Genomic DNA, 15,411 nt, shown 5'->3' on the forward strand with positions numbered 1-15,411 from the left:
GGCACTCCTTAACGGTCTTTCGGATCGAGGGCATCACGCAGGCCATCGCCGATAAAGTTGAAACAAAACAGTGTCACCACCAGGAAACCCGCCGGGAACAGCAGCAGCCACGGTGAAACTTCCATAGAGTTGGCGCCATCGCTCAGCAGCGCACCCCAGCTGCTCAGCGGCTCCTGGGTACCTAGGCCGAGGAAGCTCAGGAAAGATTCAAAGAGGATCATGCTCGGAACCAACAGGGAGGCATACACCACCACCACACCCAGCACGTTTGGCACGATATGACGGACCACAATATTACCGGTTGAAACCCCGCCCACCTGCGCCGCTTCGATAAACTCTTTGCGCTTCAGGCTCAGGGTCTGGCCGCGCACGATACGCGCCATATCGAGCCAGGAGACCATGCCGATAGCCACGAAGATCAGCAAAATGTTCTGGCCAAAGAAGGTCACCAACAGGATGACGAAGAACATAAACGGGAAGGAGTTGAGGATCTCCAGAATACGCATCATCACCGAATCGACCTTGCCGCCGAGATAGCCGGAGAGCGATCCGTATAACGTCCCCAGAATCACCGCAACAAAGGCTGCTGCGATCCCTACCATCAACGAAATGCGTCCACCGATGGCCACACGGACCAGCAGGTCACGCCCGGAAGAGTCGGTACCAAAGTAGTGGCCCGATTCGGTATCCGGCGCGCTGGACATCATGCCCCAGTCGGTGTCGAAGTAGGTGAACTGCGACAGCATCGGCGCCAGCGTCACAAACAGGGCGATAAGGACCAGGACAATCAGGCTGGCAACCGCAGCACGGTTATGCATGAAGCGACGGCGTGCATCCTGCCAGAGGCTGCGCCCCTCCACTTCCAGTTTTTCACTGAAGTTTTCCAGCGCCTCGCTGTTTTTCTTACTTAGCATCATGGCGAGCTCCAGTGTCAGTAGCGGATTTTCGGATCGATAACGGCATAGAGCACGTCGACGATCGCGTTAAAGAAGATGGTGAGCGCGCCAACGAGAATGGTCAGACTCAGTACCAGTGAATAGTCGCGGTTAAGGGCGCCGTTAACGAACAGCTGGCCGATACCCGGCAGACCATAGATGGTTTCGATAACCATTGACCCGGTGATAATCCCGACGAACGCAGGGCCCAGATAAGAGAGCACCGGCAGCAGCGCAGGTTTTAACGCGTGACGGAAGATGATGCGGCGCATCGGCAGCCCTTTGGCCCGGGCAGTACGGATGAAGTTCGAGTGCAATACTTCAATCATTGAACCACGGGTAATACGCGAAATACTGGCGATATAAGCGAGAGACAACGCGACCATCGGCAGAATCATAAATTTCAGCGCCCCGCCATTCCAGCCGCCGCCGGGCAGCCATTTTAGGGTGATGGCAAATATCATGACCAGCAAGGGGGCCACGACAAAACTCGGTATGACGACACCGGTCATTGCCACCCCCATAACGGTGTAATCCCATTTCGTATTCTGATTAAGCGCAGCAATAACGCCCGCCGTGACGCCAAGAATAACGGCCAGTAAAAACGCCGCGGCGCCTAATTTCGCCGAAACGGGGAAGCTGGACGCCACCAGATCGTTTACGGAATAATCTTTATATTTAAACGACGGACCAAAATCACCGTGGGCCAGCTGTTTCAGATAGTTGAAATACTGGGTGGAGATAGGATCGTTTAAATGATATTTCGCTTCGATATTCGCCATAACTTCTGGCGGCAGCGTACGTTCACCGGTGAATGGACTTCCCGGCGCGAGACGCATCATAAAGAAGGAGATCGTGATAAGAATAAATAGCGTTGGGATCGCTTCAAGACAGCGACGTAGGATAAATTTCAACATTGCCCGTACCTTCTGGCGTGTGCCTATATAATATTACGATGAGTAGACACCGTGGGGCAGACAGCGCCCGCCCCACTCATTGCCATTAATGCTTGATAATATACAAGTTTTTAACGTAGATATTATCCATCGGGTCTTTCCCGGTATATCCACCTACCCACGGTTTCACCAGACGGGCGTTCACGTAGTAGTAAACCGGTACGATCGCAGAATCTTTGTCGAGCTGCTGTTCCGCTTTCGCGTACAGATCGGCGCGCTGCGCTTCGTCAGTCACTTTCAGGGTATCGCCGATCAGCTTATCGAACTCTGCGCTCTTATAGTGCGCGGTGTTGTTCGAGCTGTCGCTCAGCATGGTGTTCAGGAAAGAGGTCGGCTCGTTGTAGTCCGCACACCAGCCGGCACGGGCCACATCAAAGGTGCCCTGATGGCGGCTATCCAGGAAGGTTTTCCACTCCTGGTTTTCCAGCTTCACGTTCACACCCAGGTTTTTCTTCCAGATGGAAGAGACTGCGATAGCCAGTTTCTTATGCAGATCGGAGGTGTTATACAGCAGGCTGAAAGTCAGCGGCTTGTCTGCGGTATAACCCGCTTCGGCCAGCAGTTTCTTCGCTTCTGCATTACGCTGTTCCTGGGTCATTTTGAACCATTCTGGCTCGGTCAGCTTCGCACCATCGGTATACGGTGGTGTGTAGCTGTACGCTGGCAGGTCGCCCTGGTTTTTCACCTTGTTGACGATGATATCGCGATCCAGCGCCAGCTTCAGGGCGGTACGAACGCGAACGTCAGTGAATGGCGCTTTCTGGTTGTTGATTTCGTAATAATAGGTGCAGAGGTACGGGTCAACGTGTACTTCAGCAGGAATCTCTTTCTTCAGCTTCTGGAAGAGTTCAATCGGCATGTTGTTATAGGTCATGTCGATTTCGCCGCTGCGGTAGCGGTTAACGTCAGTCACTTCAGAAGAGATTGGCAGGTAGGTAACCTGGTTAATGACAGTTTTCGCGTTATCCCAGTAGTTAGTATTACGCTCCAGGTCGATACGTTCGTTAACGACCCAGGCTTTCAGCTTGTAGGCGCCGTTGGTCACGATATTGGCAGGCTGAGTCCACTTATCACCAAATTTTTCAACCGCGGCTTTTGGAACCGGGGAAACGGACGGGTGAACCAGCAGCTTATAGAAATAAGGAACCGGCTCGCTCAGGGTAACTTCGAACGTATTGTCATCGATCGCTTTTACGCCGAGATCGGTAATCGGTTTTTTGCCGGTGATGATGTCATCGATATTAGCGATGTGGCCATACTGCAGATAGCTCGCATACGGCGAGGCAGTATTAGGATCTGCCAGACGCTGCCAGCTATAAACGAAATCGTGGGCGGTAACCGGGGAACCATCGGACCATTTTGCGTCTTTACGCAGGTGGAAGGTCCAGACTTTAAAGTCCTTGTTTTCCCATTTTTCAGCCACACCCGCAACCGGGTGGCCGTTTACGTCAGTGACCAGCAGACCTTCGAACAGATCGCGGTTAACGTTAGACTCCGGTACACCTTCAATCTTGTGCGGATCCAGAGATTGAACCTCAGCACCGTTGTTACGCACCAGCGTTTGCTTCTCCGCCAGTTGAACTCCAGCAGGGACGTCAGCAGCCATTGCAACGTTGCCTGCGATTAGCGCAGTTAAAATCCCCGCAGCTACCAGACTTTTTTTTGTGATGATGGACATTGTGTTGATACTCCACTCTTTATAATTACTGGTTTTTACCAGCCTGTTTAATTCCCCTTTTTAGGGGTTCCCTGACAACGTAGGAGTTTATGCTGCCGTCAGGCGTTTTTTACTTCTCGCTATCACCGACTTTACTATTACTGGCGGCTCGTCTGGCCACCTTGCGTCGATTTGTGACATGCCTCCCCTGCCGAGGCATGTATTAATTCTTATAGGTCAGAATCGTTAATGAAAAAGATTCTCATCTATAAGAAGTACGCTGAAATGGAATGGCCGGAAAGTACCAAATGAGTTACTTAGGTGCCAATACATTTTGCAAATTTGTTAACCAATTCTCTTTTACGGAAGAGACCGTTACGCCGTGGGCTGCCATGCCGCGCATCGAATGCGAAAAAAGCGCCTGTCATTCAATGAGATGAAGAAAGTGTTTTCGATGAGCGTACCGCGATGCCAGAAGCGATCTGTTTTTTGTACAAAAAATTAACAACTGTCTATTATTTAGCACATTCATCTAAATCATTCAGCAAATTACTAATATCATCTCAGTAATCTTGCAGCAAGCCCCAGAGTATTGTGTGAGTAAAATAACAGACGCTTTGCGCGGTTTATGACCAGATGAACGGTATGTGGAAAGGCAACTTATTGAAAGTTAACAAAACAAAATTATTAATAAAATTTATTATAGTTAAAGCGATTTTCAACTTTCATTATATGATTTGCTGATAATGACAAAAAAAGCGGAGCCCAGTGCTCCGCTTTTTCATTTGAAAGATTACCCTAATAACCCCGGAAAAATTGATTTCAGACCGGTAACAATAAATTCAATCCCCAGCGCCATCAGCAGCAGACCCATAATACGGGTGATAACGTTAATGCCCGTCTGGCCCAGCAGGCGTACCAGCCACGGCGCAATACGGAACACCCCCCAGCAACAGAAGGCAAACAGGGCAATAGCTATCGAGAAGCCAATCAGATGCATCAGGTTATGGTAACGCGTTCCCCATACGATAGTAGAACTGATCGCCCCTGGCCCTGCCATCAAGGGCAATGCCAGCGGCACCACGCCGATGCTCTCTCGGATGGCGGTTTCTGATTTCTCCTGCTTGTTCTGTTTGTCCTCACCCAGCTTGCCGCTGATCATTGACATGGCAATGGTGACCACAAGGATCCCGCCGGCTATTCTGAACGAATCGATCGAGATGCCAAAAATCTGCAATATTGAATCGCCAAGATAGAGCGACGTCAGCAGGATGATCGCCACGGACAAATTTGCCGTCAGGTTGGTTTTATTCCTGGCAAGGGCGGTTTGATAGCTGGTCATACTGATGAAGACGGGAATAATGCCCACCGGGTTCACCAGCGCGAACAGACCAATAAAGAACTTAAAATACGTTGGGAAATCAAAGAGCGATAGGCTCACTGTTAGCTCCGCTGATTAGCAAGTCTTAATATAAAATGTGGCATCCACAATAACCCGGCAGACGATACGCCTTTTATGCCTCTACTTCATCACAATAATGCTAAATATGGTGATGTTACGCTGTAAAATATTTGTGTACTTTATGCGTTGTTATGGTTCAATTAGTTTTGCAATTATTTAACAATCGATGAAATGCCCTAAAATACCCCTGCTGAAAGGTATCAGCTTATGGATAAATTGATACAGATCATGTTTTCGGTACTCAGAAGTGAGTAATCTTGATTACGCCACCAGGGAGACTCAGAGTCTGAACGTAGGCTACTGATGGAAGGCTATTTTAGTAAATCAGGGGAACGATAAAGACGTTAACATCTTGTTTTTACGTAAGTTAAGCAAGTGGCAATGACGCTGACTATACTGTTTTCGTGTCGAGCAGCTGATTTACTAAAAGAGTTTAACATTATCAGGAGAGCATTATGGCTGTTACTAATGTCGCTGAACTTAACGCACTTGTAGAGCGCGTAAAAAAAGCCCAGCGTGAATATGCCAATTTCACCCAAGAACAGGTTGATAAAATCTTCCGCGCCGCCGCTCTGGCTGCTGCAGATGCTCGAATCCCTCTCGCTAAAATGGCCGTTGCCGAATCCGGTATGGGTATCGTTGAAGATAAAGTGATTAAAAACCACTTTGCTTCTGAGTATATCTATAACGCCTATAAAGATGAGAAGACTTGTGGCGTTCTGTCTGAAGATGACACGTTCGGTACCATCACCATTGCTGAGCCAATCGGCATCATCTGCGGTATCGTTCCAACCACCAACCCAACTTCTACTGCTATCTTCAAATCGCTGATCAGCCTGAAGACGCGTAACGCAATCATTTTCTCTCCACACCCACGTGCTAAAGATGCAACCAACAAAGCTGCAGATATCGTTCTGCAAGCGGCGATCGCTGCGGGTGCACCGAAAGATCTGATCGGTTGGATCGATCAGCCTTCCGTGGAACTGTCTAACGCTCTGATGCACCACCCGGACATCAACCTGATTCTGGCAACTGGTGGCCCAGGCATGGTTAAAGCGGCCTATAGCTCCGGTAAACCAGCTATCGGCGTAGGTGCGGGTAACACCCCAGTTGTTATCGACGAAACTGCCGATATTAAACGTGCTGTTGCTTCTGTACTGATGTCTAAAACCTTCGATAACGGCGTAATCTGTGCTTCCGAGCAGTCCGTTGTTGTTGTTGATTCCGTATACGATGCCGTTCGCGAACGTTTCGCCAGCCACGGCGGCTACCTGCTGCAGGGCAAAGAGCTGAAAGCGGTTCAGGACATCATCCTGAAAAATGGCGCTCTGAACGCCGCCATCGTAGGTCAGCCAGCGTATAAAATTGCTGAACTGGCAGGTTTCACCGTTCCAGCCAGCACCAAGATCCTGATTGGCGAAGTGAATATCGTTGACGAAAGCGAGCCGTTTGCACACGAAAAACTCTCTCCGACGCTGGCAATGTACCGCGCGAAAGATTTCGAAGATGCGGTTGATAAAGCAGAGAAACTGGTAGCGATGGGCGGTATCGGCCATACCTCCTGTCTCTACACTGACCAGGATAACCAGCCTGAACGTGTGGCCTACTTCGGTCAGATGATGAAAACTGCACGTATCCTGATCAACACCCCTGCTTCTCAGGGTGGTATCGGTGACCTGTATAACTTCAAACTCGCGCCTTCCCTGACTCTGGGTTGTGGTTCATGGGGTGGTAACTCCATCTCTGAGAACGTTGGTCCTAAGCACCTGATCAACAAGAAAACCGTTGCTAAGCGAGCTGAAAACATGTTGTGGCATAAACTTCCGAAATCTATCTACTTCCGCCGTGGCTCCCTGCCAATCGCGCTGGATGAAGTGATTACTGATGGCCACAAACGTGCGCTCATCGTGACTGACCGTTTCCTGTTCAACAATGGCTACGCAGACCAGATCACCTCTGTTCTGAAAGCGGCTGGCGTGGAAACTGAAGTGTTCTTCGAAGTTGAAGCTGACCCAACCCTGTCTGTTGTTCGCAAAGGCGCAGAGCTGGCAAACTCCTTCAAACCAGACGTGATCATCGCGCTGGGCGGCGGCTCCCCAATGGACGCAGCCAAAATTATGTGGGTAATGTACGAGCACCCAGAAACGCACTTCGAAGAGCTGGCGCTGCGCTTTATGGATATCCGTAAACGTATCTACAAGTTCCCGAAAATGGGCGTGAAAGCGAAAATGATCGCCGTCACCACCACTTCCGGTACCGGTTCTGAAGTGACACCGTTTGCTGTTGTTACCGACGATGCAACAGGTCAGAAATACCCACTGGCAGACTACGCTCTGACCCCGGACATGGCGATTGTTGACGCCAACCTGGTCATGGATATGCCGAAATCACTCTGTGCATTCGGTGGTCTGGATGCGGTAACTCACGCCCTGGAAGCTTATGTTTCTGTACTGGCGTCTGAGTTCTCTGACGGTCAGGCTCTGCAGGCACTGAAACTGCTGAAAGAGAACCTGCCAGCCTCTTATAACGAAGGCTCTAAAAACCCGGTTGCCCGTGAGCGTGTGCACAGTGCTGCCACCATCGCCGGTATCGCGTTTGCTAACGCCTTCCTGGGTGTGTGTCACTCCATGGCGCACAAGCTGGGCTCTCAGTTCCACATTCCTCACGGTCTGGCGAACGCCCTGCTGATCTCTAACGTTATCCGTTACAACGCTAACGATAACCCGACCAAGCAGACTGCATTCAGCCAGTACGACCGTCCACAAGCGCGTCGTCGCTACGCAGAAATCGCTGACCACCTGGGCCTGAGCGCTCCTGGTGACCGCACTGCTGCGAAGATCGAGAAACTGCTGGCATGGCTGGAAAGCCTGAAAGCTGAGCTGGGTATTCCTAAGTCTATCCGTGAAGCTGGCGTTCAGGAAGCTGACTTCCTGGCACACGTAGACAAGCTGTCTGAAGATGCCTTTGATGACCAGTGTACTGGTGCGAACCCGCGCTACCCACTGATCGCAGAGCTGAAACAGATCCTGCTGGATACCTACTATGGCCGCGAATACACTGAAGGTGTGGTTGCTGCACCTGCAGCTGTAGAAACCCTGGTAAAAGCGGATAAGAAAGCGAAGAAAAGCGCTTAATTAATCGCTCAATAAAAAACCCGCTTCGGCGGGTTTTTTTATGTCTCTTTTCCAGCGTAAATAGGGACAGACTCTGCCAGACCGTTAACGACGACTGGCTTCCTGAATCGCTGTCAGAGAGCCTACCACCAGCGCCTCTTTATAATGCTTACGACATACGGATACATAGCGCTCATTGCCGCCAATCACTACCTGTTCGCCTTCTGCATAGGGTTTTCCTGCCTGATCAAGACGCAGCACCATACTCGCTTTACGCCCGCAGAAGCAGATGGTTTTTAATTCCACCAGTTTGTCTGACCAGGCCAGCAAATACTGGCTGCCGACAAACAGCTCGCCGCGAAAATCCGTTCGCAGCCCATAACAAAGTACCGGAATATCCAGCTCATCAACCACTTCAGAAAGCTCATGAACCTGCTGACGCGTTAAAAACTGGCTCTCATCCACCAGTACGCAATGAACTGCCTGGTCAGCGGCCTCTGCACGAATTTCATCCAGCAGATTGGTTTGTGGGTTAAATAACCTGGCCGGAGAAGAGAGGCCAATTCGGGAGCTCACTTTTCCGGCACCAAAACGGTCATCGATTTCAGCGGTATAAACCACCGTACGCATCCCACGCTCCTGGTAATTGTAGGAGGATTGCAGTAACGCGGTCGACTTACCTGCGTTCATTGCTGAATAGTAGAAATACAGTTGTGCCATTGGCCGTTAAACCCTAATCAATGTGTATTATTACCGATACGGGATTGTACCATATTTTGTCGGGTCTTCCGTGATGCAGCGCGGAAGACCCGCGTTACGAGAGATTTCATCCTTCGCCAGGATATAGGACAACTTACGAGGGAGCAGATGAAAAGGATGTAAAAACTCATGGTTTTATAAACGCTAAGTTCTGGAAAAATCTGTTATTTTAATGTCGATACGGGGCTTGAAATGATTCAGGTGTAATTAAAAATTCCCTTGGGCAACCGTGTTTTGAGTACTAATACGAAAGGTTGATATTTATCCGGAGAAACAAAAATCCCCATGAAAATTGTCTGCAAAAAAAGAGTTCACCGTCAGGTTTACAACGCATCTTTTGATAACGCCGCCCCCCTTTCACCTCACCAAATTTAAGTTCTGATAATTAATAATAGTCCCGAATATTAGGTATTTTTGAATTCCTTACATTCTGGCCTATTGCACATATCAATTTATGCCTCTATTATTACCTCAACAAACCCCCACATTATAAGTTTGAGATTACTACAATGAGCGAAGCACTTAAAATTCTGAACAACATCCGCACTCTCCGTGCCCAGGCGAGAGAATGTACTCTGGAAACGCTTGAAGAAATGCTGGAGAAATTAGAAGTCGTTGTTAATGAGCGTCGTGAAGAAGAAAACGCCGCTGCTGCTGAAATCGAAGAACGTACACGTAAACTGCAGCAATATCGTGAAATGCTGATCGCTGATGGTATTGATCCTAACGAATTGCTGAACAGCATGGCTGCCGCTAAAACCGGTACTAAAGCTAAACGTGCTGCGCGTCCGGCTAAATATAGCTACATCGATGAGAACGGCGAATCTAAAACCTGGACCGGCCAGGGTCGTACTCCAGCTGTTATCAAAAAAGCAATGGATGAGCAAGGTAAACAACTGGACGACTTCCTGATTCAGGAATAAGTCAGTAAATATCCGAAAAATCCCGCTTAATGCGGGATTTTTTATGCCTGTATTTTATCTCGTGTGACATTCTGTTACACGTGCTCATATAACGATTACATCACACTATTACCCTACCCTACGTGAGTGACACCCTAAAAAAGTTATAAAAAAACCGGTGTAGCATGGCTATCACCGGTTTTGCTTAGGGCGTTAACGCCGTATTAGTTTTTAATGCCCAGCGTCTCTTTCAGCCAGCCCTTAAATTCTTCGCCCAGGGGCTGGTGACGAACACCATATTCAACGAAGGCCTGCATGTAACCGAGTTTATTACCGCAGTCGTGGCTCTTCCCTTTCATGTGGTAAGCCTCCACGGTCTCTTTTTCGATCAGCATGTCGATGGCGTCGGTCAGCTGGATTTCATCCCCGGCACCTGGAGGCGTTTTCGCCAGCAGCGGCCAAATCTCTGCGCTCAGAACATAACGCCCTACTACAGCGAGGTTAGATGGCGCTACGTCAGCTTTTGGCTTCTCAACCACGCCAACCATTGGCACGCTGTCGCCCGGGTTCATCGCCACGCCTTTGCAGTCGACAACGCCGTATGCGGTCACGTCTTCAACCGGCTCAACCATGATCTGGCTGCTGCCCGTTTCGTCGAAACGTTTAATCATTTCAGCCAGATTATCCTGGGACAGATCGGATTCAAACTCGTCGAGAATAACGTCTGGTAAAATAACCGCTACCGGCTCGTTACCGACTACCGGATGAGCACACAGGACTGCATGACCCAGACCTTTTGCCAGCCCCTGACGGACCTGCATAATAGTCACGTGCGGCGGGCAAATAGACTGCACTTCCTGAAGAAGCTGACGCTTCACGCGTTTTTCCAGCATGGCTTCAAGTTCAAAACTGGTATCGAAATGGTTTTCGATAGAGTTTTTGGATGAATGTGTTACCAGCACAATTTCAGTAATGCCTGCAGCAATACATTCGTTAACCACATACTGGATTAATGGCTTATCAACGAGTGGCAGCATCTCTTTTGGAATTGCCTTCGTTGCTGGCAGCATCCTGGTTCCCAACCCGGCAACCGGGATAACGGCCTTTCTCACTTTCGAATTTACGGCAGCCATTGAAACTCTCCTGAACTGTTCATGTTTTGAACTTTAGTCTGCATTAATAACGCGTTTAGTATATCAGCCTGTGGAGGATGTCCGGGTCTGAAAAGGACGCGCTACCGCTTAATTAGGATAAATACGAATAAAAACAGGCACCGATAGTAGCATTGTCCGTAAAACGACGGTAAAGCTATCTACCGTTTAAATTCCAACTGACTATTCTGTGGACAACATTAAGCGCAACCGCCCCCCTGTACCCCAAATTTGGCATTGCCATGAGGTGCAGCGATGGCTTATTTGATTCAGATAAGTATTTCCTAAGGTTCCTAACGGAACGCCGTTGCTGACCTGAATATGATGCTCACCCGTATTAAGCGTGGCATTAAGTCCGGCGGAGACTAAAATCAAATTTTTCAGGCCGCTATGGTAATAACCGACCAGTAATGGGAATTGTCCTGGCAAACTGGCCTGGCGCAGCAGCTGGTTAACCTGTTTCAGCAGGCTGCCTAACTCAGGCAGGCGCTGACCCTGATGAGAAAGTTGTTCCTGAAGCAAGCCATTAAATAATGCCCGCAATAATAATGCCGCCAGCACACCATTATCGCCCGCCCGGGTAACATCCAGACAATAAAACGCCAGATCGTTATCGGATAATGGTGCGATATCCAGCACCAGACCCGGTTGATCGGCAGCCATCAGTTGGCGGTAATTAACTTTGCACCCGGAAAATGTCTGCTGAACCGGCGGCTGAAGCTCCTGTAACAGTTTTGCCGCCGCAGAGGGGTTATTCACCAGCGCATCCCAGTCCTGAAAAAGCCGCTCTTCCTCTTCAACACGCGAATTAAACATATTGGGATAGAGGCAGGCGAGAACGGTTTCACGCAAGCGATTCAGATCTTTAACTGGCTTAAGCAATACGTCCTGGACACCCAGGCGTAACGCTTTTGCGATATCGGCCATATTTTCGGTCGCAGAAATGACCAGAATGGGGATCTGGTCACCGGCATTACGTAAATGCTCCACCAGCTTCAGGCCATTCATCCGCGGCATGGCGATGTCGCAAATCATCAAATCGGGCTTAATGCCCACCATTTTTTCCAGGGCGTCGATCCCATCACCTGCAAGTGCAGTCGTCGCCCCCAGCGATGATAGCCATGAATCCAGTAAGGAGCGGAAAACAGGCTCGTCTTCAACTATCAGAATTTGTTTCCCGGCTAATGGCTGTGTCATGGTCTCTCCCGGCGCTGACAATAGATAAATAGTGGCATGCTATCGGCACTATCGCCTGTCAGATTTTGCTGAAGTAATCAAAAAAAGGGTGCTCAGGCTGTTGCCCGCACTAAAGGTAATAATTCGTCCATTTTCTTTTCGACTGCCTGCGCGCCTGCGGTAATGGCCGCTTCAGCACGATGGAAATCGAGAGTTGAAATTTGTGGACAAAAAGGTTGAATCAATATATCCGGCGGGTCACCCGCCATTCGATTACGCTTCAGGCGATTTTCCAACACCTGAATCGACGTCGTCATGATTTCCATGGCGGTTGGCGCAGCAACCAGCTTGCGGGTGGTTCGCGTGAAACGTCCTCGCAGGCGTTTATGCCACGCGAGATCCTCCAGAGCGGACTCATCCGACTGGGTATTGACCGGCATCAGATCCTGCTGCATCAGGTGGGCATCATGTTGAAGATCGACGGCAATCACGATATCGGCCCCCATCGCACGGGTCAGTGAAATGGGGACAGGATTCACAACGCCGCCGTCAACCAGCCAGTAACCGTTGTGCGGAACCGGCGCCATCAGACCCGGCATACTGCAGGAGGCACGGACGGCAAGATGAATATCGCCTTCGGTAAACCAGATCTCCCTGCCGGTGCTGAGGTTGGTTGCAACCGCACCGAAAGGCATCTGACAGCTGGAGAATTCGGTCAGGGGCATCACCTGGCGAAAACGGTTAAAGACGCGCTCTCCGCGTAATAACCCGCCACGTTGCCAGGAGAGATCCATCAGGCGCAGGACGTCCCAGTAGCTAAACGATCGTACCCAGGTTTCCAGCTCGGGAAGCTTGCCACACGAGTAGGCGGCTCCCACCAGTGAACCTATTGAACAGCCTGCAACAATATCAATTTCGATACCCAAACGTTGTAAGGCGTTGATCACACCAATATGCGACCAGCCCCGGGCTGCACCTGAGCCCAATGCCAGTCCAATTTTTACTTTTCTCATTAGCCCTGTTTAGCGTCCCCTGGATTCCTGCATAGCGTCATTGCGACCGCTCAGTTAACATAGTGCCACCCTGGCGTTATATGCCATTCATTTTTTAATTTCAGGAAGAGAATCGTGTCTCAACTCTGTCCCTGCGGTAGCGCACTCGAGTATAGCCTATGTTGCCAACGATATCTTAACGGTGAGCAGGTTGCACCGGACCCGGCATCACTTATGCGCTCCCGATATGCCGCTTTTGTGACGCGGGACGCAGACTACCTGATCAAGACCTGGCATCCATCCTGCCATGCTACTGATTTTCGTCAGGAGATCGAGGCCGGATTTGCAAATACGCAGTGGATCGGCCTCACTCAGTACGAAACGGCAGCAGGCCGGGATGAAAACGAGGGGTTCGTCAGTTTTGTTGCGCGCTTTACTGAGCAAGGGAGAGCAGGCGCGATCATCGAACGCTCGCGTTTCTTAAAGGAGGGTGGAGAGTGGTACTATATTGACGGCACGCGTCCACAGTTTGGTCGTAATGACCCCTGCCCTTGTGGTTCAGGCAAAAAATTTAAAAAGTGTTGCGGGCAATAAGGCCTGACAACACGGTTCAAGCAAACACGTAAGGATTTTCCGGCAATGCAATCAACACAACGTAAAGTGCTGCGCACCATTTGTCCCGACCAGAAAGGGCTGATCGCCCGTATCACCAATATTTGCTACAAACATGAACTGAATATCGTGCAGAACAACGAGTTTGTTGATCACCGTACCGGGCGCTTCTTTATGCGTACCGAGCTGGAAGGGATCTTCAATGACGCGACGTTGCTTGCCGATCTGGACGGCGCGCTCCCGGAAGGTTCCGTGCGTGAACTGAACCCTGCCGGTCGCCGCCGGGTGGTGATCCTGGTTACCAAAGAGGCCCACTGTTTGGGCGACCTGCTGATGAAAGCCAACTATGGCGGGCTGGATGTTGAGATCGCCGCGGTCATTGGTAACCACGAGACGCTGCGTACGCTGGTTGAGCGTTTTGATATTCCGTTTGAGCTGGTCAGCCATGAAGGCCATACCCGCGAAGAGCATGACAATTTAATGGCGCAGGCCATCGAAGCGCATAACCCGGATTATGTGGTGCTGGCGAAATATATGCGCGTCCTGACGCCGTCATTTGTTGCCCGCTTCCCGAATAAGATTATCAACATTCACCACTCGTTCCTGCCGGCCTTTATCGGCGCGCGTCCTTATCACCAGGCGTACGAACGCGGCGTGAAAATCATCGGCGCAACGGCACACTACGTGAATGACAATCTGGATGAAGGTCCAATCATCATGCAGGACGTGATTCATGTCGATCACACCTACACGGCGGAAGATATGATGCGTGCCGGCCGCGACGTTGAAAAAAATGTCTTAAGCCGTGCGCTGTATCAGGTGCTGGCGCAGCGCGTCTTTGTCTACGGTAACAGAACGATTATTCTTTAATCCTTTATAAAATGAATTGATTAGCTTTGCGTCTTTATGCGTAAAAATCAGGCAAACGATTCATTTATGCAAAGGAAGTCTTTACAGGGGCGCGTCATTTGATATGATGCGCCCCGCTTCCCACAAGGAAGCAGGCCAGTAAAAGCATTACCCCGTGGTGGGGTTCCCGAGCGGCCAAAGGGAGCAGACTGTAAATCTGCCGTCATCGACTTCGAAGGTTCGAATCCTTCCCCCACCACCATTATTCACCACAGCGATGTGGTAATACCGATGAGATGTAGCGATGTTTGCACTTATCGGGAAGGGTGAGAACCTTCGATGAAGGTTCGAGTCGAGCGAAAGCGAGACAACGTTGCCAAAGGCAACGGCCCGAAGGGTGAGGAGCGAAGCGACGAATAATCCTTCCCCCACCACCATCTTCAAGTTTCACCTCAAAATCTGAATTACCCCTGGTGGGGTTCCCGAGCGGCCAAAGGGAGCAGACTGTAAATCTGCCGTCATCGACTTCGAAGGTTCGAATCCTTCCCCCACCACCATCACTTCCAGATAGCTACAAATCTCTTACTCCGCACTATGTTCCATATTCTTCCAATGCAGGGAAGGATGAGAAGCTTCGACCAAGGTTCGATTCGAGCGTAGCGAGAAAGCGTTGCCGCAGGCAACGACCCGAAGGGCGAGGCGCAGCCGAGTTATCCTTCCCCCACCACCATCACTTTTCTCAAAAAACAATCCAAAATAGAGTGATATTCTTCCGGTTCCGCGCACCAGTTTTCCCCGGTGGCGCTGCGCTTACCGGGGCTACAAAACCGTACCATACTCGTAGGCC

Annotated in this window: 12 protein-coding genes, 2 tRNA genes and 2 other RNA genes; 8 read left to right on the forward strand and 8 right to left on the reverse strand. The window is 50.2% G+C overall.

Annotation, left to right across the window (positions count from 1 at the left end; translation table 11 throughout):
- Nucleotides 1-8: 8 nt before the first annotated feature.
- From oppC to FHC51_RS18120, 4 genes are all read right to left on the reverse strand, one after another.
- Nucleotides 9-917, reverse strand: coding sequence for an oligopeptide ABC transporter permease OppC (oppC, locus tag FHC51_RS18105; protein ID WP_103179915.1), 909 nt, complete (start codon nucleotides 915-917; stop codon nucleotides 9-11).
- A 14-nt stretch (nucleotides 918-931) separates the two neighbouring features.
- Nucleotides 932-1,852 (reverse strand): oligopeptide ABC transporter permease OppB, encoded by a 921-nt coding sequence (gene oppB / locus FHC51_RS18110; protein ID WP_103179916.1) that lies wholly within the window; start codon nucleotides 1,850-1,852, stop codon nucleotides 932-934.
- A gap of 85 nt (nucleotides 1,853-1,937) precedes the next feature.
- Nucleotides 1,938-3,569, reverse strand: a complete 1,632-nt coding sequence (gene oppA / locus FHC51_RS18115) for an oligopeptide ABC transporter substrate-binding protein OppA (protein ID WP_114314720.1) — start codon at nucleotides 3,567-3,569, stop codon at nucleotides 1,938-1,940.
- A 772-nt stretch (nucleotides 3,570-4,341) separates the two neighbouring features.
- Nucleotides 4,342-4,989 carry a YchE family NAAT transporter gene (locus FHC51_RS18120; protein WP_103179918.1) on the reverse strand — a complete coding sequence of 216 codons (648 nt, stop codon included), beginning with the start codon at nucleotides 4,987-4,989 and terminating at the stop codon, nucleotides 4,342-4,344.
- Between the two features lie 476 nt (nucleotides 4,990-5,465).
- On the opposite strand from FHC51_RS18120, the gene adhE reads away from it, so the two are divergent.
- Nucleotides 5,466-8,144 carry a bifunctional acetaldehyde-CoA/alcohol dehydrogenase gene (gene adhE, locus FHC51_RS18125; RefSeq protein WP_103822264.1) on the forward strand — a complete coding sequence of 893 codons (2,679 nt, stop codon included), beginning with the start codon at nucleotides 5,466-5,468 and terminating at the stop codon, nucleotides 8,142-8,144.
- A gap of 84 nt (nucleotides 8,145-8,228) precedes the next feature.
- On the opposite strand, the gene tdk is transcribed toward adhE, so the two are convergent.
- Entirely contained in the window at nucleotides 8,229-8,843 is a 615-nt protein-coding gene (gene tdk / locus FHC51_RS18130) for a thymidine kinase (RefSeq protein WP_103822265.1), read from the reverse strand.
- Nucleotides 8,844-9,391: 548 nt separating this feature from the next.
- Here tdk and hns point away from each other — a divergent pair.
- Nucleotides 9,392-9,805 (forward strand): histone-like nucleoid-structuring protein H-NS, encoded by a 414-nt coding sequence (gene hns, locus FHC51_RS18135; protein WP_039030686.1) that lies wholly within the window; start codon nucleotides 9,392-9,394, stop codon nucleotides 9,803-9,805.
- Nucleotides 9,806-10,008: 203 nt separating this feature from the next.
- Here the strand turns inward: hns and galU are convergent, their stop codons facing one another.
- From galU to rssA, 3 genes are all read right to left on the reverse strand, one after another.
- Nucleotides 10,009-10,917, reverse strand: coding sequence for a UTP--glucose-1-phosphate uridylyltransferase GalU (gene galU, locus FHC51_RS18140; RefSeq protein WP_220436272.1), 909 nt, complete (start codon nucleotides 10,915-10,917; stop codon nucleotides 10,009-10,011).
- 201 nt (nucleotides 10,918-11,118) lie between these two features.
- Nucleotides 11,119-12,132, reverse strand: coding sequence for a two-component system response regulator RssB (rssB, locus tag FHC51_RS18145; protein ID WP_114314718.1), 1,014 nt, complete (start codon nucleotides 12,130-12,132; stop codon nucleotides 11,119-11,121).
- A 92-nt stretch (nucleotides 12,133-12,224) separates the two neighbouring features.
- Nucleotides 12,225-13,124, reverse strand: a complete 900-nt coding sequence (rssA, locus tag FHC51_RS18150) for a patatin-like phospholipase RssA (RefSeq protein WP_114386533.1) — start codon at nucleotides 13,122-13,124, stop codon at nucleotides 12,225-12,227.
- 114 nt (nucleotides 13,125-13,238) lie between these two features.
- On the opposite strand from rssA, the gene FHC51_RS18155 reads away from it, so the two are divergent.
- From FHC51_RS18155 to FHC51_RS18180, 6 genes are all read left to right on the forward strand, one after another.
- Entirely contained in the window at nucleotides 13,239-13,697 is a 459-nt protein-coding gene (locus FHC51_RS18155) for a YchJ family protein (protein ID WP_114314716.1), read from the forward strand.
- 45 nt (nucleotides 13,698-13,742) lie between these two features.
- The gene (gene purU, locus FHC51_RS18160) at nucleotides 13,743-14,585 is read left to right on the forward strand and encodes a formyltetrahydrofolate deformylase (protein WP_103179925.1); all 843 of its coding nucleotides are present in this window, start codon (nucleotides 13,743-13,745) and stop codon (nucleotides 14,583-14,585) included.
- A gap of 156 nt (nucleotides 14,586-14,741) precedes the next feature.
- A tRNA-Tyr gene (locus FHC51_RS18165) sits at nucleotides 14,742-14,826 on the forward strand.
- A 43-nt stretch (nucleotides 14,827-14,869) separates the two neighbouring features.
- A non-coding RNA gene (locus FHC51_RS18170) (RtT sRNA) lies at nucleotides 14,870-15,001 on the forward strand.
- Between the two features lie 35 nt (nucleotides 15,002-15,036).
- Nucleotides 15,037-15,121 (forward strand) — tRNA-Tyr (locus FHC51_RS18175).
- A 46-nt stretch (nucleotides 15,122-15,167) separates the two neighbouring features.
- A non-coding RNA gene (locus FHC51_RS18180) (RtT sRNA) lies at nucleotides 15,168-15,294 on the forward strand.
- Nucleotides 15,295-15,411 lie beyond the last annotated feature (117 nt).

Origin of the sequence: Leclercia sp. EC_58 (assembly GCF_019584355.1) — a bacterium.
Lineage (GTDB): Bacteria > Pseudomonadota > Gammaproteobacteria > Enterobacterales > Enterobacteriaceae > Enterobacter.